The sequence below is a fragment of the Polynucleobacter sp. MWH-Adler-W8 genome (assembly GCF_001889925.1).
Classification (GTDB): Bacteria; Pseudomonadota; Gammaproteobacteria; order Burkholderiales; family Burkholderiaceae; genus Polynucleobacter.
On sequence record NZ_LZFI01000007.1, the window covers coordinates 60,704 to 79,702 of the forward strand.

An 18,999-nucleotide genomic window follows, 5' to 3' on the forward strand; every position below is an offset into this window, starting at 1 on the left:
CCCGAATGGACCACTGAGGTTGAGCCTGAATCTTAGGCACCAGAACCCTCTTTGGGGCCCGCCTGCTTCAAAGGCTTGTAATCTACTCGCTCACGCAACTCTTTGCCAGGCTTAAAGTGTGGAACGCGTTTTTCTGGAATCAATACTTTCTCACCAGACTTTGGATTGCGCCCAGTACGCGCAGGACGATGGTGGAGTACAAAACTTCCCACGCCGCGCAGTTCAATGCGCTTACCCTCAGCCAAAGCATGAGTCATTGTATCCAGCAAAGTTTTCACCGCCAACTCTACGTCCCTAGGCAGAAGCTGCGGAAACTGTTCCGCGAGGCTCTCCACTAGTTCGGAGCGGGTGATTGCTTGTTGCTCTTGATCTGTCATGATCTATCAATAAAAAATCGCCGCTCCCCTAATGGAAAGCGGCGATATTGATTTAGCCTTGATTGTCCAATTTTGCTTTTAACAAAGCACCCAAATTGGTTGTGCCAGACTGCGCATCACCTTGGAGCTTGCTCATTGCATCTTGTTGATCAGAGCTGTCTTTTGCTTTGATTGAAAGATTGATAACGCGTGACTTACGATCAATATTAATGATCATTGCAGTAACGCTATCGCCTTCTTTCAATACATTACGTGCATCTTCAACGCGATCTGTTGAGATCTCAGAAGCACGTAAGTAAGCTTCAACTTCATCAGCCAAGTGAATAGTTGCACCCTTAGCATCAACCGCTTTCACAGTACCAGTTACGAGGCTACCCTTGTCGCTGACAGATGTGTAGTTGTTGAATGGGTCACCAGACAATTGCTTAATACCGAGAGAGATGCGCTCTTTCTCAACATCAATTGCCAATACAGTGGCTTCAACTTCATCACCTTTTTTGTATTTCTTAACAGCTTCTTCGCCTGGCTCATTCCATGAAATGTCTGAGAGATGAACTAAACCGTCGATACCGCCAGGCAAACCAATGAACACACCAAAGTCAGTAATAGACTTGATTGCGCCAGTTAACTTATCGCCTTTTTGTTGGGCACGTGAAAACTCTTCCCATGGATTAGCTTTGCACTGTTTAATGCCCAAGCTGATACGACGCTTGTCTTCATCAATGTCCAGAACCATTACTTCAACTTCGGTTCCTAATGCAGTAGCCTTGCTTGGAGCAACGTTCTTGTTAGTCCAGTCCATCTCGGAAACGTGTACCAAACCTTCGATACCAGATTCGATTTCAACGAATGCGCCGTAATCAGTCAGGTTAGTTACTTTGCCGAATAAACGGGTGTTTGGTGGGTAACGACGAGCGATACCAACCCATGGATCATCACCAAGTTGTTTCACGCCGAGTGAAACACGGTTCTTTTCTTGATCGAACTTCAAAATCTTCGCAGTAACTTCTTGACCAACAGTCAACATCTCGCTTGGGTGACGCACACGACGCCATGCCAAGTCAGTAATGTGCAAGAGGCCATCGATACCACCGAGGTCAACGAACGCGCCGTAATCTGTGATGTTCTTAACGAGGCCAGTAACAACTGCACCTTCTTTAAGGTTAGACATCAACTTAGCACGCTCTTCACCTTGGCTAGCTTCCACCACTGCACGACGTGACAACACTACGTTGTTACGCTTACGGTCAAGCTTGATAACCTTGAACTCCATCGTCTTACCTTCGTAAGGGCTGGTGTCTTTGATTGGGCGTGTATCAACGAGTGATCCAGGCAAGAATGCGCGGATACCGTTAACCATGACAGTCAAGCCGCCTTTAACCTTACCAGTAACAGTACCAGTAACGATCTCAGCTTGCTCAAGCGCTTTTTCCAAGTTCATCCATGATGCCAAGCGTTTCGCTTTATCACGGGAGAGGATGGTGTCGCCATAGCCGTTCTCAAGAGCGTCAATAGCAACAGAAACGAAATCGCCAGGAGCTACTTCAATCTCGCCAGCGTCGTTATGGAATTCTTCAACAGGAATAAACGCTTCAGACTTTAAGCCAGCGTTAACAACGACGAAGTTATGGTCGATGCGGAGAACTTCAGCCGAAATAACTTGGCCGGTCTTCATATTCGATCGGGTTAATGATTCTTCAAATAGTTCTGCAAATGATTCAGACATGTGTATTCACTTTGTGCCGTCAGAAGGCCTGACGGGTTAGATTGAAAAAGTCTTCAAGAAACACGCTAATGAAAAGTCGCGTTGTGGAGTTTCTTAAGACACCAAAAACTACTGCTTACAACTCACTGCTAAAACAACTACAAACTAAGCAATCGCAGATTGATACCAATCCAAAACTGTCTTAACTGCTTGATCTATCGACAAATTCGATGTCTCAAGCACTTTTGCACCATCTGCAACTAACAAGGGTGCGGTACCTCGACTACTGTCTCTAGCATCGCGCTCCTGCAAATCTTGCAGCAAGTCCTCAAGTTTAGCAGAAATTCCCTTAGCTATCAATTGCTTATAGCGACGCTCGGCTCTGGCAGCTGCCGTTGCAGTCAAGAAAACCTTCAAAACGGCGTCTGGGAATATGACACTTGCCATATCCCTGCCATCGGCTACCAACCCAGGAGATTGACGAAAACTGCGTTGCAGGCCCACCAAAGCGGATCTCACCTCAGGGTGGATGGCTAAAGCGGAGGCCCTTAAACCCATACTTTCAGTACGAATAGCATCTGTGACATCCTCGCCATTTAGCAAAATTCGCCCATTTTTGAATAAAATCAATAACTTAGGGACTAAAAGTCCAAGTTCTAGGCCATTTTCAACGTTAATTCCCTTTTTTTCGCTAGCTAAAGCCACTAAGCGATAGAGGGCGCCACTATCCAAATAATGAAAGCCCAGCTTTTCTGCAACGAGTGAGGCAACCGTACCTTTGCCCGAAGCGGTTGGACCATCAATAGCAATGACTGGGAAAGAGCTCATGAACTTAGTTCACTACCTTTGCAAACTCTGTGAAGTAAGTCGGGAAGGTTTTTGCTACGCAATTAGGGTCATTGATCTTGAGTGCATTTGGGCCAAATGCAGCAAGTGAGAAGCACATGGCCATGCGATGGTCATCATAGGTATCAATACCTTCAATCGGAGACTTCCAATCACCGGGTAATGCAGGGGCTTGCACAACAATATAGTCAGCACCTTCTTCAACGATTGCACCAACTTTTTTCAATTCTTTTGCCATTGCCGCAATGCGATCTGTTTCTTTAACGCGCCAGCTAGCAATATTGTTTAAACGCGTTGGGCCTTCTGCAAACAAAGCAGTAACAGCCAAGGTCATCGCAGCATCCGGAATTTCAGTGCAATCAATGGTGATGCCATTAAGCTTGCCATTGGCATTTTTCACACCAGAAACTTCGATCCAATCTTCACCAGCATTGATCTTGGCACCCATAAGCGCAAGTGCATCAGCAAAAGCCACATCACCTTGAATACTATCCTTACCAACGCCAAGAACTTTTATGGGACCAGCGCCAATAGCACCAAGAGCCAGGAAATAAGAGGCTGATGAAGCATCGCCCTCAACAGATAACTGACCAGGACTCTTGTACACAGAATCCGAATGTTTTGCAGGAATAATGAATGACTGTTTATCGGGGCAAGCAACCGTCACGCCAAAGCGCGCCATCAGTTTCAAAGTGATATCGATATACGGACGTGAGATGAGTTCTCCAATTACCTCAATACGTACCGGCTCCATCGCAACCAAAGGCAAGGCCATGAGCAATGCAGTTAAAAATTGGCTTGATACATCGCCGCGCACTTTAACAACATCTTTAATCCGAATCGCTGCAGCGGATATTCTGATCGGTGGATAGCCTTCCTGCAATTCATAGTCGATCTTTGCGCCCACTTGACGTAAACCATCCACCAAATCCCGTATTGGTCGCTCATGCATGCGGGCAACACCAGATAAACGATAGTTACCACCTTGCATTGCTAAAGCTGCGGTTAATGGACGCATCGCAGTGCCGGCATTACCCATAAAGAGGTCCGCCTCCTGCACCGGGAACTTACCACCACAACCCTCGACTACGCATACTTGATTAGGTTGATCGGTAAAGGACAATCCTAATTGACGCAAGGCACTGCGCATGACTTGAGTGTCATCTGCATCTAATAAATTCTTGAGAGTGGTTGTGCCACTGGAAAGGGCTGCAAGTAGCAATGCCCGATTTGAAATACTCTTAGACCCTGGCAAAACAATCGAGCCTTGGGCTCGCTTGAATGGACCAATACTAATATCTGGCAAACCACTCATCAAAGTACATCCAAATCTTGACGCGCTTTACTCGCCTTATTGAATAATTTTTCTAATCCAGGGCCATCGTTCTCAGCAATCAGTTTACGCATATGACTCACAATCAACAGATACTGATCTAACTCTTTCAGAATTGCAGTGCGATTACCTAAGCAAATGTCGCGCCACATCTCGGGACTTGAAGCTGCAATACGGGTGAAATCTTTAAAGCCAGCACCCACATGACTAAGCTTTTGATCAGCGTCTTCAGAATTCACTACGCTAGCCATTAAGGCATAAGACAAGATATGAGGCAGATGCGAAACTGCTGCATAAATCGCATCATGTTGTACAACACCAATCTTTTTCACCTCAGAACCAACGGATTCCCAAAAACCCGTGATCAAAGAGATATCTTCTGGTGAGTTTTCCTGCAAAGGACAAATAATGGTTTGCTTACCTTGAAATAAATCTGCCTTAGCCGCACTGGCCCCGTGCTGAGCGCCGCCTGCAATCGGATGAGCCGGCACAAATTGACATGCCTTCTTACCCAACACCTCCTTGGCAGCCAAAATCACATCGCCTTTAGTGCTGCCGGCATCGGTAATCATGGTGCGAGGCTCAAGATGTGGCTCCATCATTTCAAATGCAGCGCGCATTTGCGCTACGGGCACACAAAGTACGATGACATCAGATTGCTTGGCTGCCTCAACCAAATCCACCACACCATCAATCGCACCCATCTTTTGCGCTTGATCTAAATTTTCTTTACTACGACCTACGCCCAAAACTTTTGTCACCACACCCGCCTGCTTGAGTGCCAAACCCAATGAGGCACCAATCAAACCAACACCAACAATGGTGACGGTACCGTAATTACTTGCTGGATTAATGATGGTCATTAGGACAGTATTTCTTTTAAAGCGGCAATGAAGGCTGCATTTTCTTCTGGCAAACCGATCGAGATACGCAACCATTGTGGCAAGCCGTAGTTACCCACTGGGCGAACAATAATGCCGCGCTTAAGTAATTCCAAATTAATGCGAGCACCAGCTTGGTCATCATCACCCACCTTAACGAGTACAAAGTTGCCTGCAGACGTCAGATAGCGTAAGCCTAGTTCATCGAAAGCTTTGGTGAGCTGGGCATAGCCAGCACGATTGAGTTCAAAACCTTGCTGCAAAAATTCTTTGTCCTGAAAGGCTGCAATAGCAGCAGCCTGGGCTAGACTATTCACATTAAACGGCTGACGAATACGATTCAGTAGATCAGTTAAATGCGGTTGTGCAACCCCATAACCAATGCGCAGACCGGCTAAACCATAAGCCTTGGAGAAACTGCGCGACAAAATCATATTAGGGAAGCGCTTTACCCAAGCAATGGCATCGTAGCGTTGCTCAGGCGTGAGGTACTCGTTATATGCTTCATCAAGTACAACAACTACATTTGATGGAACTGCAACTAAAAAGTCTTCAATCTCTTTAGCTGTCAAATAACTACCAGTAGGATTATTGGGATTAGCCACAAATACCAACTTTGCCTTGTCGCCAGATGCTTTAATTGCCGCCAACATGACTGGTAGGTCGTGGCCATAAATATCCGTAGCAGCCACTTCAATTGCCTTAGCGCCAACAGCCTGAGTGGCTAAGGGATAAACAGCAAAGGCATGCTTTGAGAAGATCACTTCATCGCCCGCTTGCGCCACTGCACGGGCAGCCAATTCCAGAATATCGTTACTGCCATTACCTAAGGTAATCCAGTCTGTTGGCACACCCAATCGATCGGCTAAAACATTCTTTAACTCAAATCCATTGGAATCTGGGTAGCGGCCTAAGTCACCTGCAGCCTTGAGCATTGCATCTTGTGCGGACTTTGGCATGCCTAATGGATTTTCATTGGAGGCTAGCTTCACAATTTTATTTTCATCAAGGCCATACTCACGCGCAACTTCGCTGATAGGGCGACCACCAACATAAGGGGCGATCGCATGAATATGTTTTAAGCCAATCTTAGAAGTCATTCGAGCTTTACTAATTTATTTACTAATACACAGTTAGTTACAGTTAATCTTGGATTAGGTAGAGTGAGGATACGAGCCAAGGTTCTTATAGAAAGCTGCAACCCCTTTTAACTCTTCAAGCGCCTTCACCACTTTCGCATCATCTGCATGACCAGCAATGTCAATATAGAAGTGATATTCCCAAGTACCTTTGCGTGCAGGACGAGATTCGAAGCGATTCATAGAGACACTATGCGTTGCCAAAGGCGCTAATAAGCGATGAACGGCACCAGGCTGGTTATCAACAGAGAGCACCAAAGAGGTCTGATCTTTACCGGTTGGCTGGCAGGCGTATTTACCAACCACAACAAAACGGGTGCGATTATGCGGATCATCCTGAATCTGTGCAGCCACTGCTTGCAAGCCATAAGCTTCTTGAGCGGGATCACCAGCAATTGCAGCCAGAGTAGGATCACTTGCCGCCATGCGAGCTGCTTCCGCATTACTACTCACCGCTTGACGCTTGAGTTGTGGAGCGTGCACGCTTAACCATTGCTGGCACTGCGCCAATGCTTGAGCATGAGCGCAAACGGTGGTTACACCATCCAAGTTACCGCTCTTAGTCAACAAGTGATGACGAATTGGCAATACGACTTCGCCGCTAATACGCATAGAAGAGTCGAGCAATAAATCCAATGTGCGAGAAATCGCACCTTCATTAGAATTCTCAACAGGCACTACGCCAAATTGTGCCGCGCCCTTCTCTACTGCTTTAAAAACCTCATCCAAACTGGCACAAGGCAATCCAGCAATGGAATGACCAAAATAAGTTTGCGCAGCTTGCTCAGAGAATGTTCCAACTGGGCCAAGATACGCAATGGTTTGACGTGCTTCTAATGCTCTGCAAGCAGACATGACTTCACGCCAAATTGCAGCAATGCCATCTGGCAACAACGGGCCTTTATTAATTTCTTGCAGGCGAGCAACTACTTGGCGCTCACGTTCTGGACGAAATACTGGCGAAGCAAAACCGCCTTTAATGTGCCCAACCTCTTGCGCTGCTTTAGCACGCTGAGTCAATAAATCTAATATTTGCGCATCTAATGAATCAATTTTTTCCCGCAAGGGTGCTAAGCGCTGTTCTTCAGTACTCATTAAGCCCGCCTTTCAAAGTCGCGCATAAATTCAACTAAGGCTTTTACACCCTCAATAGGCATTGCGTTATAGATGCTAGCACGCATACCGCCTGCAGCTTTATGGCCACGCAAGGCAACCAAGCCAGCGGCGTTTGATTGCGCCAAAAACTCTGCATTCAGGTTCTCATCTTTTAAGAAGAAAGTCACGTTCATACGTGAGCGATATTCCTTGGTGACACGATTCTCATACAAGCTGCTTTGATCTAAAAAGTTATAAAGTAAATCCGCTTTTTCTTGGTTACGCTTTGCAATGGCTTTCACTCCGCCTTGCTTAAGCAGCCACTTAAAGCCTAGGCCAGCCATATAAATCGAAAATGTCGGCGGCGTATTGATCATCGACTGAGTATTGGCCTGCACAGCCCAATCCCAAATCGTGGGAGTAATGCCCATGCTGTGACCAATTAAATCCTTACGCACAATCACAATCGTCACGCCAGAGGGGCCGATATTCTTTTGCGCACCACCAAACCAAACGGCGCACTTGTTCACATCCATTTCTTTAGAAAGAATATTGCTAGAGATATCCGCAACTAGTGGAATATCACCAACGTCTGGCACATCTGGGAATTCAACACCGCCAATCGTTTCATTGGCACAGTAGAGAACGTAAGCAGCATCACCAGATAACTTCCAAGTTGATCTTGCCGGAATGGTATTGAATTTTTCTGCGGCTGAAGAGGCAGCTAAATTTGCAGTGCCATACTTCTGCGCTTCTTTATAGGATTTTTCTGACCACACGCCAGTAACGATGTAATCCGCCTTCGGTTCGCTCTTGGCCAAAGGCATCAGGTTCATGGGGATGGCTGCATTTTGCCCAAGACCACCGCCTTGCAACAGCAAAATTTCATAACTATCAGGAATATTCATGAGGGTGCGCAAATCTTGCACCACCTCCTCATACACTTCCATAAACTCTTTGCTGCGATGACTGATTTCCATCACGCTTGTACCAAGCCCACGCCAATTGAGCATTTCATCGGTAGCCTGCTTCAGCACCTCTTCAGGCAAGGTAGCAGGCCCCGCAGCGAAATTGAAAATGCGGCGGTCAAAAGTCATGATGTGTCTAGCCTAAAGGTGACGCTTAAGCGTCACCTGCCGTATCGTCATTAGAGTCGGTTGTTGGGTCAGCAGATACATCACCTTCTACTGCGCCATCAACTTCTTCGTCCGAATCGCTCTCAGCAATACGCTGCAGACCTGATAAGCGCGTACCTTCATCCACATTGATCAAAGTAACGCCTTGAGTAGCGCGCCCCATTTCACGGATTTCAGAAACACGCGTGCGAACCAAGATACCGCCAGTAGTGATCAACATAATTTGATCTTCTGGAGATACCAATGCAGCCGCAACTACCTTACCGTTACGCTCTGAAGTCTGAATGGCGATCATGCCCTTTGTGCCGCGTCCATGTCGAGTGTATTCAGCGATTGGCGTACGCTTACCGTAACCATTCTCTGTAGCTGTCAATACGCTACTTGGAATTGCAATTCCGTCCGCATCAACCACAGCCGCTTCAGCACCTTCTGCAGCTTCTGCTGGAGCAACCAACATAGCGATCACTTGATGACCTTCACCTAAGTTCATGCCGCGCACACCGCGTGCGGTACGACCCATTGGGCGAACATCGTTCTCGTCAAAGCGCACTGCTTTACCAGCGTCAGAGAACAACATGACATCGTGCTGACCATCGGTAATCGCTGCGCCAACTAAGAAGTCGTTTTCATTCAAGTCAACCGCAATGATGCCGGCCTTACGTGGGTTAGAGAAGTCAGACAAGCGAGTCTTCTTCACAGTGCCCAAGCTAGTAGCCATAAAGACGTAATGATCATCCTGGTAGCCCTTGATCGGCAGAATCACAGTGATCTTCTCGCCTTCAATCAGAGGGAACATATTGACGATTGGCTTGCCACGAGAGGTGCGACTACCTTGCGGCACTTCCCAAACTTTGAGCCAATACATCCGACCGCGATCGGAGAAGCACAAAATAATGTCATGGGTGTTCGCAACGAAGAGTGTGTCAATCCAATCTTCGTTCTTAGTAGCTGCAGCTTGCTTGCCGCGACCGCCACGTTTTTGGGCGCGATATTCACTCAGTGGTTGACTCTTCATGTAACCAGTATTTGAAAGAGTCACCACCATATCCTGCGGTGTAATCAAATCTTCTGTGAAGAGTTCGGTGGCATTCATTTCGATGAATGAGCGACGACCTGTATCACCACCAGCAATACCAAACTCCGCTTGAACTTCTTTCAACTCGGATTCGATCACTTGAGTTACACGCTCTGGCTTTGCCAACAAATCAAGTAAGTCAGAAATCTCTGACATCACTTCTTTGTATTCGTTAACAATCTTATCTTGCTCAAGACCAGTCAAGCGTTGTAAACGCATCTGCAAAATCTCTTGCGCCTGGCTATCAGAGAGGCGATATAAGCCAGTAGTTTGCATGCCGTACTCAGGCAATAATCCCTCTGGACGATAAGCGTTGCGGCCGCCTGGCGTATCAGTTTCAGCACGCGCCAACATCTCTCGCACCATCGATGAATCCCAAGCTTTGCCCATCAATTCTTGCTTAGCAATCACTGGGTTCGCAGCAGCTTTAATAAGCGCAATGAACTCATCGATGTTTGCCAATGCAACAGCCAAACCTTCTAAGACGTGACCACGATCACGAGCTTTGCGTAATTCAAAAATCGTGCGACGTGTCACTACTTCGCGACGGTGTTGCAAGAAGTACTCAAGCATCTGCTTCAAGTTCAACAAGCGTGGTTGGTTATCTACCAAGGCCACCATGTTCATGCCGAAGTTATCTTGTAACTGAGTGCTCTTATACAAATTATTGAGAACGACTTCGGGCACCTCGCCGCGCTTCAACTCAATCACAACGCGCATACCAGATTTATCTGACTCATCACGCAAATCAGAAATACCTTCAACTTTTTTCTCATTCACCAACTCAGCAATACGCTCGAGCAAGTTCTTTTTATTGACTTGGTATGGCAACTCATCAACGATGATGGCTTGACGCGCGCCCTTATCCAAATCTTCAAAGTGAGTTTTGGCACGCATCACGACACGGCCACGGCCAGTGCGATAACCCTCGCGAACACCTTGAACGCCGTAAATAATGCCGGCAGTCGGGAAATCCGGGGCTGGGATGATCTCAATAAGCTCATCAATCGTGCATTCTGGGTTGTGAAGCACGTGCAAACAGGCTGAAACCACCTCATCCAGGTTATGGGGAGGGATGTTGGTCGCCATACCTACAGCAATGCCAGAACTGCCATTTATGAGCAAATTCGGCACTTTGGCAGGCAGAATCAGGGGCTCTTTCTCGCTACCGTCGTAATTTGGCCCAAAATCAACCGTTTCCTTGTCCAAATCGGCCAAAAGCTCATGAGCTATCTTGCGGAGGCGGATCTCGGTATATCGCATTGCAGCAGCGTTATCGCCGTCTACGGAGCCAAAGTTACCCTGCCCGTCAACCAGCATATAGCGCAGAGAGAAATCCTGGGCCATCCGAACGATCGTGTCATACACCGCAGAATCACCGTGCGGATGATATTTACCGATTACATCGCCAACTATACGGGCAGATTTTTTGTAAGCTCGGTTCCAATCGTTGTTTAATTCATACATTGCGAATAAGACCCGGCGGTGAACCGGTTTGAGGCCGTCACGCACGTCTGGCAGGGCTCTGCCGACAATGACGCTCATTGCGTAGTCCAAATAGGACCGCCGCATTTCGTCTTCGAGGGATATTGGTAGTGTTTCTTTAGCGGCTTGTTCCATCTAGAAATAATATCATTTTGATGACAGGTAGGCCCTATGCTAAGATTCTGTCAGTTTGTACGAAATTGAGATGTGTCGCTTTGCAGTTTTTGCATCAAGGTAGGGCGAATTACATTTAAGTTTGACTTTAATTAAAAAAGAGATTTTTGAGGACTAAAAATGAACAAAACCCTAAGAGTGTTGCTCGCTTCTGTTATTACTGTTTCTGCAACTGCAGCAATGGCTTCTGATAACTGGCAAAACGGCGATGGCGCCCTAAACTGGAAAAACGGCGATGGCACATTGTGCTGGCGCGATAACAACTGGACTCCTGCTACCGCAGCTAAAGGTTGTGACGGTGCGTTGACTGCTGCTGCTGGCGTTAGCCAAAGCAAAATCACTTTGCAAGCTGACACACTTTATGACTTCAACAAGTCTGACTTGAAACCAGAAGGTAAAGCTACTTTGGACAAGATCGCTGCTGATTTGAGCAAGATCAAGTTAGAAGTAATCATTGCTGTTGGTAACACTGACAGCGTTGGTACAGATGCATACAACATGGCCCTCGGTCAGCGTCGTGCTCAGTCAGTTAAGACTTACCTGACAAGCAAAGGTGTTGACGGTAGCCGCATCTACACAGAATCAAAAGGCAAGAGCAATCCAGTTGCATCAAATGCAACTGCTGAAGGCCGCGCTAAGAACCGCCGTACTGACATCGAAGTTGTTGGTACAGCAGCTCAGTAATTCACTTTACTTGTAAAAAAGCCCGCTTCTAGCGGGCTTTTTTATTTCCGCTATATTCATAGACTTCTCCAATAGCCTCACAATTAGCCCATTTATATGAACGTCGACCAGTCAGAAATCACCAAATTTAGCGCCCTAGCCCATCGTTGGTGGGACCCTAATAGCGAATTCAAACCCCTGCACGCCATCAACCCACTGCGCCTGAACTGGATTAAGTCCTTTGTTAGCTTAGAAGGCAAGAAGGTGGTTGATATCGGTTGCGGCGGTGGCATCTTGGCAGAATCCATGTCCCAATCAGGCGCAGAAACCACCGGTATCGATTTATCTGAAAAAGCTCTCAAAGTAGCTGAATTGCATGCTTTAGAGGTAGGCGCAAACCTTTCTTATCGCTCCATCTCAGCAGAGGCACTCGCTGATGAGCAACCTGAACAGTATGACGTGGTGACCTGCATGGAGATGCTTGAACACGTGCCGGACCCCGCTTCGGTAGTGCGCGCTTGCGCCAAACTTTGTAAGCCTGGGGGCACGTTATTTTTTAGCACCCTCAACCGCAGCCCTAAGTCCTACTTATTTGCCATTATTGGTGCTGAATACATTCTGAAATTACTTCCCAGAGGTACTCACGAGTACGCTAAATTCATCAAACCTTCTGAGCTCGTCGCCTTTACTCGCCATGCGGGTTTAGAAATGCTTGGCATGAAGGGTATGAGCTACAACCCACTCACTCAGGTCTATAGCTTGAGTGATGATGTGGATGTGAACTACATGATTGCCGTTCGTAAATAATTCAAGATATGAGAAATCTTTTCAGCCCTTATGCCGGCATCTTTTTTGATTTAGATGGCACATTAGCCGATACTGCACCTGATTTAGTAGCGGCAACCAATCAATTGCTCGTTGCGCGCAATCTTGCGCCTAAGCCTTATGAATTTCTGCGTCCCTATGCCTCAGCTGGTGCTCGCGGATTACTCGAAGGCGCCTTTGGCATTAGCCCCGATCATGCAGATTTCACCCTATTGCGCGATGAATTTTTCAGTAATTACGAAAAAGCATTGCTGGTAGAGAGTAAATTATTCGATGACATGAGCCACTTACTGGATCAAATGGATCAAGCCAAGCTCCCCTGGGGCATTGTTACGAATAAAAGTGAGCGCTTTACCAATCCTCTTACTGAATTAATGGGTTTACGCCAAAGAGCTATTTCTACCGTTTCTGGCGATACAACACCGTATTCAAAACCCCATCCTGAGCCTATCTTGCACGCCGCCAGAATAGCTAAAGTAGATCCTACAAAATCACTTTATATAGGCGATGACATTAGAGATGTTGTGGCAGGCAAAGCAGCAGGAATGAAGACTGTCGCAGCCGCTTATGGCTACTGTGGCTGTAAAGAGCCTCCAGAGGCCTGGGGAGCCGATTACATCGTTAATCAACCCCTCGAGCTATTGCAAATCATCTTTCCCAATAGGGAATAAAAGATATTCAACAATTTAAAGCTAGCGGCTTTAAAATACCCTTTCCTAAGCATGCAATCTGGGACCGACATGGTTTCGACGTGGGTTACAAAGCATCAAGGGCATACCGAGGACCCGTTATCTCGTAAATCAATGGGAATGTTTTAACTGCAAACGACGAACGTTTCGCACTAGCCGCTTAATTGCGGTTGCCCCTGAACTGATTCTCTCTTGGGTCAGCTAGCGCAAGCTAGATCAGGGTCATTTACAAGAGATAAGATCATTTCATGTCACGGGGAATGATTCGAAAACTTAGTGAATCGTCAGCGTGGAACGTGTCAATCTGTGCCTAGCTGGCTAAATTAAATGATATGACTAAGTATGTAGAACTTGTTGTGGAGGATTTGCGGACGCGGGTTCGATTCCCGCCGGTTCCACCATTTTGAAGTAACAGTCAAACGCCACCTATCTGGGTGGCGTTTTTCTTTGCTTTAGGAATCCATCATTCTTATTAATTGAATTGATAGCTCATGCCAGCTTGGAAATTGAGAGGCGCTCCAGCAAAAATCCCATCAGGACTCCGGCTGGAAATATATCTCTTATTAAATACATTATTAATCACTCCAAACACTTTCCAATCTTTGTTGATGGCGTAGTTAGCACTCCAATTGACTGTTGTAAAGGCAGGAACCTCGCCTAAAGTTCCAATGGCATTTTGCGCAACCGTATTTGCCGAATCCGCATACTGAGCAGAAACATAATTCAGATTGACTAAAGTATTGAAGCCATTCTTTTCGTAGCTAACACCCAAATTTGAGGTTAATTTAGGCGTGTACGGAATGCGATTACCATCTCGCCCTAAAGAGCTCGTGCCAACAAACTTAGCCACCGGGATATAAGTAGCATTACCATTAATGCCCCATCCCCCTCCTAGCGCATAAGCCAAGGACATCTCGGCACCTTGATGCAAACTTTTACCGCCATTGGCTTTAGAAATTCCGGCAGCTAAGCTCTGATTCACAACTTGATTACTGAAGTTCATGCTAAAAATAGCTGAATCATAAGTAAAAGCACCAGAGCGACCACGTAGACCGAGCTCCGTATTGGTTGAGCGTTCTGGGGCTAACTGCTGATCAACTCCTTTGTCATCAATTGCGGTGGCTAACTGTGCTGGCGCAAAACCTTTATAAACACTACCGTACGCCTGCACTTGGGGAACAAGCTGCCAGGTAGCACCAATTTGTGGAATAGTTTCTACATTCTTAGCGCTACCAGCTTTTCCAGTAGCAGCATTTGAACGGGTCTGGTTATAACTTTCCACTCGTACCCCAGGAATAAGGGCAAAGTCTTTGCTCAGCAAGAAACGGTTTTGCGCATAGACCGCCACTGAATTAGCCTTGTTATCTTCCTGCGAAGTGAGTCGACCAGAATAGGTTAGAGTTTTGGAACTCACTACTTGATTGATTTGAGATTCGGTATGCATGCGCAATCCAAACTCTGCTTCATTCGAAATCCCCAGAGCCTTATAGGCATGACTTACCCGAGAATCGATGCCCAGCATTTGAAACTCTCGATTTCGTCCAATCAGACAATCACCACCTACATTGCAGGCTCTAAAGACTGTCGATTCCTGTGTACGTTTAACAATACTTTGCCGCCAATAATCTCTAGATAACCTGCTCCAATACATCAAAGTATTGATTTTGGTCTCAGGACTAATTTCGATAGCATGATTGAGATCTACTGCATTTCTTTGGGTAATAAAGCGGTCATTTGGCGCTGGATTATCTCTTGAGTGAGTGCTGTACTGATTTGGTCGCAGACCTACATATGAGGTATTGATATTGTTATCGTAATGGGTATATTTGAGACTTAACCACTGATTCTGTGCAATCTCCATCCCCCCTTTCACCAAGATGTCATACATCTTGAAACCATTGCCTTGGTATCCATTGGACTCAGATTGAATCAGATTTATTCCTCCAATGGCGCCATTCGATGATGATTTTCCCCCTGCCTCAAGCTCTGCTAAACGATATCCGTAGTTACCCACTTTGCCGGTTAACTTAAATCCTGGAGCAGGTGTTTTGCTAAGGTAATTCACCACGCCACCAATATTGGATGGGCCATATTTCAGGCCCGATGCGCCCTTTAAAACTTCAATCCCACCGATTTGCTCTACAGGTGGGCTGTAATAGGAAGCATTGGAAATGAAGAGACTTGGTTGAATGGGGGCGCCATCCTCCAGAATAAGAACCTTGGAGCTGCGACTCGGATTTAATCCCCGAATACCAATATTCGGAATAGATCCTAGGCCACCCTCATCTCCACGGACATTGACACCAGGAACTGTCTTTAATACGTCTTGTAGCGACTGAGGCTGTAACTCCTCCATCCTCTGTTGGTTAATGACATCAACCGTTCCTGGAATTTTATAAAGGGCATTCTCCTCTCGACCAACAATATCAATCCTAGGTAACTCAATATCTTGAGCATTAGCCCAAACTGAAAAAGATCCTCCATATAACAATGCAAACGATGAAAACCAGGCCAACCGAATTCGAGGACGAACAACTTCTTGATGCTTCATATACCATCTCCAGTGATAAAAACAAAAAATCGCTGGCTATATGCATATGAAAATGCTCTTGCTGGCTAGTAAGTTAATTCATATTTACTTCGTCAAAATGAGCTTCCCTAATTTAGTGATGCGCAATTGATATGAATGCCCATCATGCAAAATGAAGATCTGTTTTGTTCGCCCCAATAAGATTTCGCTTGGAATGGTTATGGGAAAAATCTGGGTTGATCGAATGCATTTTGAATCAATATCTAAGATATTTTTCTCGCTCAAGTACTAGCCTTCCAAGGTAAATTGAATTGGTGTTTGAAAGCATTGCAAAGAAAGCTGGGTGGGAGTTATTGCAATAGGCGCAAATCTCCACTGAGCCAAAGCCTTGATGACTGAACGATCTAAACCCTGAAAGCCTGAGCTCTGGGTGATGCCAACTTCTTGCACAAGGCCTTGATCGCTGACACATAGTCTTGCAATGACCAAGCCTTGTTCCTTAAGCTGTCTGCTGACTAAGGGGTAATGTGGTTTAGGGCTGTGTATGGCCTGTCTAGCTGCGCCTGCTGCTAGAAGCCCAGCCCCCTTGCTATCACTATGCGCATGGGATTCATTTACAGCACTGGAACTATCAAGCTCACTTTTAGGGGGTGTTTTGACTTGGGATGCAACCAGAGATTTTTGCTGCTGAGGTGACGGGGCACTTTTACCCACAAGATTTACCATCAGAAAATCTGGGGCAGATAAATTAGACCCCGCAAATGATCCCGATAAAAGCATCAATAGCGCTAATAAATGAGAGAAAGTTACCCCCGAAATTAGCAATACATTTCTAGACAATGCACCAGAAAGCAAATGACACCCTTAAAAAATAAATGAGAAAAACTATATTCAACTTACCGAAAAAATGTGTAGTAAGTTAACTACTGCTCTCAATGATTTTAAGGGTGATGTAGTGGATTAACAACCATGATCCCAATGGGGGCGGGGCTTGTAGGGCTATTTAATGTGGTACTACTTTTGGGTTAATCGCCAGAGTGAAGTGACTTCTTTAGATCTCGCTGCATGCAATGCATCAGCTTTATCAAATGCTTTTGGATGTGTTGGTTTGGTATCTAAATGCGCAATCACTTTCAAGCCTGCATGCTCAATCCAAATTAAAAGCTCTTCTCTCGTTCTCAATCCTAAGTGCTCTGCTAAGTCAGAAAGAATGAGCCAACCCTCACCATTTGGTAGTAGATGATCCTTTAATCCACTCAAGAAACCCTTCAGCATCTGACTCTCAGGGTCATATACAGCATGCTCTAGCGAAGAGCTTGGTCTGGCTGGAAGCCAGGGTGGATTACAAACAATGAGTGCAGCTTTTCCTTGAGGGAAAAGATTGGCTTTGTGAATTTGAATTTCAGAATTCAAACCTAAGAGATGAATATTTTCTTTCGCACAAGCAATCGCTCGATCACTTAGATCAGTCGCAATAATTTTTTGAATATCTCGTAGAGCCAAAATAACGGCTAACACTCCAGTGCCCGTCCCAATATCAAAAGCTATAGAGCTTTGTTTTATTGCTTCTGGTAACGGGGCTTTCAGAATCAAGCCAATATATTCACTACGCACAGGAGAGAAAACACCGTAGTGCGGATGAATGCGCACCTCTTGATCATCTCTGGTGAGAACTTGAATACCTGTCTTGCGCCACTCATGAGCGCTAATCACGCCAAGCAACTCACGCAAAGAAATTACATAGGAAGTTTCTTGCGTTCCATAGGCCTCAAGGCAGGCCTGCGCTACATCTGGGGCGCGTCTCAAAGGTATCGTATGGTCAGCATTCAAGTGGATGAGAACCATGCCCAAAATACGTGCGCGCTGAGATTGGGTGAGACGATGTAGATTAAATGCATCTAAGGGACTTTTGATTTTCTCTTTGGAAACTCTGTCAGCTCTAGTAGACTTCTTGGAGGGCTTATCTACCCTTCTTACCAAAGCTTGTAAGAGTTGCCGCGCATTCTGAAAGTCACCCCTATAGAGCATCGCAGTACCTTCACAAGCTAAGCGATAAGCAATATCAGCGGTCAGCGTGTCATCCGCAATCTGAATTTTTTTATGGGGGGCAATGCCATTTTCAGAATGCCATTGAGCACTATGAGTTTGTCCAGCATCCTCCCATTGAAGGGTTGTTGATTGATTCACCTAGGTAACCAAAAACCGATTGTTTTGATAATCATCGATGGCTTGTTCAATTTCAGAGCGAGTATTCATCACAAAAGGGCCGTACTGAACGATAGGCTCATGCAAGGGCAAAGCTGCTAGAACAATAAATTGTGCGCTTATAGATCCTGATCTTGCCTTTAAAAGATCGCCATCACCAAGAACAATGGCTGCCTGCTTTGGAGCTGGCATCATTGGGCCGCCTAATTCCAGCCCGCCTTCATATACATAAACAAATGCATTGAGCTCTTTTGGAATGCGTTGCTCAAACTCTGCGTTGGGTGGTAAATGCACATCTAAAAATAGAGGTGCAGTGGTAACCCCCTGAATCGGGCCTTGAACTGCTTTACCGACATCATCATATGCACCCGCAATGATCTTGACTGAGCCCCCATTTGCCAAAGCAATCTTCGGAATATCTTCAACCTGGATATCTTTATAGCTAGCCGGCTTCATCTTCTCTTTTGCAGGTAAATTAATCCACAACTGAAAGCCGCGCATGGCACCGCTCACTTGCTGTGGCATCTCAGAATGAATAATGCCGCGCCCAGCCGTCATCCATTGCACGCCACCAGTTTTCAGATGCCCTTGGTTTCCCAAATGATCCTCATGCAACATGTGACCTTCCAGCATGTAGGTCACCGTCTCAAAACCCCGATGGGGATGTGCCGGAAAGCCCGCTACATAATCATTTGGATCGCTGGAGGAAAACTCATCGAGCATCAAAAAAGGATCTAATCTGACTTGATTTTGACCGCCCAGACTACGACGCAATTTCACACCCGCACCATCAGAAGTGGCAATGCCAGGAATAATGGTTTGGATGTTGCGGATCATATTG

At 46.1% G+C, this 18,999-nt stretch carries 16 protein-coding genes, 1 other RNA gene and 1 pseudogene; 4 read left to right on the forward strand and 14 right to left on the reverse strand.

Annotated features, from left to right (window positions below; all coding sequences use genetic code 11):
* Positions 1-80: 80 nt before the first annotated feature.
* The 9 genes and pseudogenes from AOC28_RS09120 to gyrA form a co-directional block, all read right to left on the reverse strand.
* A pseudogene (locus AOC28_RS09120) lies at positions 81-377 on the reverse strand (integration host factor subunit beta); the annotation flags it as partial.
* A gap of 52 nt (positions 378-429) precedes the next feature.
* The gene (rpsA, locus tag AOC28_RS09125) at positions 430-2,103 is read right to left on the reverse strand and encodes a 30S ribosomal protein S1 (RefSeq protein ID WP_072583667.1); all 1,674 of its coding nucleotides are present in this window, start codon (positions 2,101-2,103) and stop codon (positions 430-432) included.
* A gap of 144 nt (positions 2,104-2,247) precedes the next feature.
* Positions 2,248-2,910 carry a (d)CMP kinase gene (cmk, locus tag AOC28_RS09130; protein ID WP_072583668.1) on the reverse strand — a complete coding sequence of 221 codons (663 nt, stop codon included), beginning with the start codon at positions 2,908-2,910 and terminating at the stop codon, positions 2,248-2,250.
* Between the two features lie 4 nt (positions 2,911-2,914).
* Positions 2,915-4,234: a 3-phosphoshikimate 1-carboxyvinyltransferase gene (gene aroA / locus AOC28_RS09135; RefSeq protein WP_143143925.1), complete on the reverse strand. Its 1,320-nt coding sequence runs from the start codon at positions 4,232-4,234 to the stop codon at positions 2,915-2,917.
* Between the two features lie 8 nt (positions 4,235-4,242).
* The gene (locus AOC28_RS09140) at positions 4,243-5,124 is read right to left on the reverse strand and encodes a prephenate dehydrogenase/arogenate dehydrogenase family protein (RefSeq protein ID WP_072583670.1); all 882 of its coding nucleotides are present in this window, start codon (positions 5,122-5,124) and stop codon (positions 4,243-4,245) included.
* Positions 5,124-6,242 carry a histidinol-phosphate transaminase gene (gene hisC, locus AOC28_RS09145; RefSeq protein ID WP_072583671.1) on the reverse strand — a complete coding sequence of 373 codons (1,119 nt, stop codon included), beginning with the start codon at positions 6,240-6,242 and terminating at the stop codon, positions 5,124-5,126. The genes AOC28_RS09140 and hisC overlap by 1 nt, the downstream gene beginning before the upstream one ends.
* A gap of 54 nt (positions 6,243-6,296) precedes the next feature.
* Positions 6,297-7,376 carry a prephenate dehydratase gene (gene pheA / locus AOC28_RS09150; protein WP_072583672.1) on the reverse strand — a complete coding sequence of 360 codons (1,080 nt, stop codon included), beginning with the start codon at positions 7,374-7,376 and terminating at the stop codon, positions 6,297-6,299.
* Positions 7,376-8,473, reverse strand: a complete 1,098-nt coding sequence (gene serC, locus AOC28_RS09155; protein WP_072583673.1) for a 3-phosphoserine/phosphohydroxythreonine transaminase — start codon at positions 8,471-8,473, stop codon at positions 7,376-7,378. Before serC ends, pheA begins: the two co-directional genes overlap by 1 nt.
* Before the next feature lie 25 nt (positions 8,474-8,498).
* Positions 8,499-11,207 carry a DNA gyrase subunit A gene (gene gyrA, locus AOC28_RS09160; RefSeq protein ID WP_072583674.1) on the reverse strand — a complete coding sequence of 903 codons (2,709 nt, stop codon included), beginning with the start codon at positions 11,205-11,207 and terminating at the stop codon, positions 8,499-8,501.
* A gap of 159 nt (positions 11,208-11,366) precedes the next feature.
* On the opposite strand from gyrA, the gene ompA reads away from it, so the two are divergent.
* From ompA to ssrA, 4 genes are all read left to right on the forward strand, one after another.
* Positions 11,367-11,930 carry an outer membrane protein OmpA gene (gene ompA / locus AOC28_RS09165; RefSeq protein WP_072583675.1) on the forward strand — a complete coding sequence of 188 codons (564 nt, stop codon included), beginning with the start codon at positions 11,367-11,369 and terminating at the stop codon, positions 11,928-11,930.
* Positions 11,931-12,026: 96 nt separating this feature from the next.
* Positions 12,027-12,716: a bifunctional 2-polyprenyl-6-hydroxyphenol methylase/3-demethylubiquinol 3-O-methyltransferase UbiG gene (ubiG, locus tag AOC28_RS09170; RefSeq protein ID WP_072583676.1), complete on the forward strand. Its 690-nt coding sequence runs from the start codon at positions 12,027-12,029 to the stop codon at positions 12,714-12,716.
* Positions 12,717-12,724: 8 nt separating this feature from the next.
* Positions 12,725-13,405, forward strand: a complete 681-nt coding sequence (locus AOC28_RS09175) for an HAD-IA family hydrolase (RefSeq protein WP_072583677.1) — start codon at positions 12,725-12,727, stop codon at positions 13,403-13,405.
* A gap of 60 nt (positions 13,406-13,465) precedes the next feature.
* Positions 13,466-13,824: a transfer-messenger RNA gene (ssrA, locus tag AOC28_RS09180) on the forward strand.
* A 71-nt stretch (positions 13,825-13,895) separates the two neighbouring features.
* Here ssrA and AOC28_RS09185 read toward each other — a convergent pair.
* The 5 genes from AOC28_RS09185 to AOC28_RS09205 form a co-directional block, all read right to left on the reverse strand.
* Complete coding sequence (locus AOC28_RS09185) at positions 13,896-15,974, reverse strand: TonB-dependent receptor (protein ID WP_072583678.1); 2,079 nt, start codon at positions 15,972-15,974, stop codon at positions 13,896-13,898.
* A gap of 84 nt (positions 15,975-16,058) precedes the next feature.
* The gene (locus AOC28_RS11605; protein ID WP_072583679.1) at positions 16,059-16,238 is read right to left on the reverse strand and encodes a hemin uptake protein HemP; all 180 of its coding nucleotides are present in this window, start codon (positions 16,236-16,238) and stop codon (positions 16,059-16,061) included.
* A 3-nt stretch (positions 16,239-16,241) separates the two neighbouring features.
* Positions 16,242-16,679: an energy transducer TonB gene (locus AOC28_RS09195; protein ID WP_158009058.1), complete on the reverse strand. Its 438-nt coding sequence runs from the start codon at positions 16,677-16,679 to the stop codon at positions 16,242-16,244.
* Positions 16,680-16,967: 288 nt separating this feature from the next.
* Complete coding sequence (locus AOC28_RS09200; protein ID WP_072583681.1) at positions 16,968-18,140, reverse strand: class I SAM-dependent methyltransferase; 1,173 nt, start codon at positions 18,138-18,140, stop codon at positions 16,968-16,970.
* Positions 18,141-18,995, reverse strand: a complete 855-nt coding sequence (locus AOC28_RS09205) for a pirin family protein (protein ID WP_072583682.1) — start codon at positions 18,993-18,995, stop codon at positions 18,141-18,143. It abuts the gene before it with no gap.
* Between the last annotated feature and the right edge of the window lie 4 nt (positions 18,996-18,999).

Bases quoted from the DNA above. Each gene is read 5' to 3' on its own strand.
- rpsA (WP_072583667.1), bottom strand. From the start codon at position 2,103: ATGTCTGAATCATTTGCAGAACTATTTGAAGAATCATTAACCCGATCG.
- cmk (WP_072583668.1), bottom strand. From the start codon at position 2,910: ATGAGCTCTTTCCCAGTCATTGCTATTGATGGTCCAACCGCTTCGGGC.
- AOC28_RS09140 (WP_072583670.1), bottom strand. From the start codon at position 5,124: ATGACCATCATTAATCCAGCAAGTAATTACGGTACCGTCACCATTGTT.
- hisC (WP_072583671.1), bottom strand. From the start codon at position 6,242: ATGACTTCTAAGATTGGCTTAAAACATATTCATGCGATCGCCCCTTAT.
- pheA (WP_072583672.1), bottom strand. From the start codon at position 7,376: ATGAGTACTGAAGAACAGCGCTTAGCACCCTTGCGGGAAAAAATTGAT.
- serC (WP_072583673.1), bottom strand. From the start codon at position 8,473: ATGACTTTTGACCGCCGCATTTTCAATTTCGCTGCGGGGCCTGCTACC.
- gyrA (WP_072583674.1), bottom strand. From the start codon at position 11,207: ATGGAACAAGCCGCTAAAGAAACACTACCAATATCCCTCGAAGACGAA.
- ompA (WP_072583675.1), top strand. From the start codon at position 11,367: ATGAACAAAACCCTAAGAGTGTTGCTCGCTTCTGTTATTACTGTTTCT.
- ubiG (WP_072583676.1), top strand. From the start codon at position 12,027: ATGAACGTCGACCAGTCAGAAATCACCAAATTTAGCGCCCTAGCCCAT.
- AOC28_RS09175 (WP_072583677.1), top strand. From the start codon at position 12,725: ATGAGAAATCTTTTCAGCCCTTATGCCGGCATCTTTTTTGATTTAGAT.
- AOC28_RS09185 (WP_072583678.1), bottom strand. From the start codon at position 15,974: ATGAAGCATCAAGAAGTTGTTCGTCCTCGAATTCGGTTGGCCTGGTTT.
- AOC28_RS09195 (WP_158009058.1), bottom strand. From the start codon at position 16,679: ATGGTAAATCTTGTGGGTAAAAGTGCCCCGTCACCTCAGCAGCAAAAA.
- AOC28_RS09205 (WP_072583682.1), bottom strand. From the start codon at position 18,995: ATGATCCGCAACATCCAAACCATTATTCCTGGCATTGCCACTTCTGAT.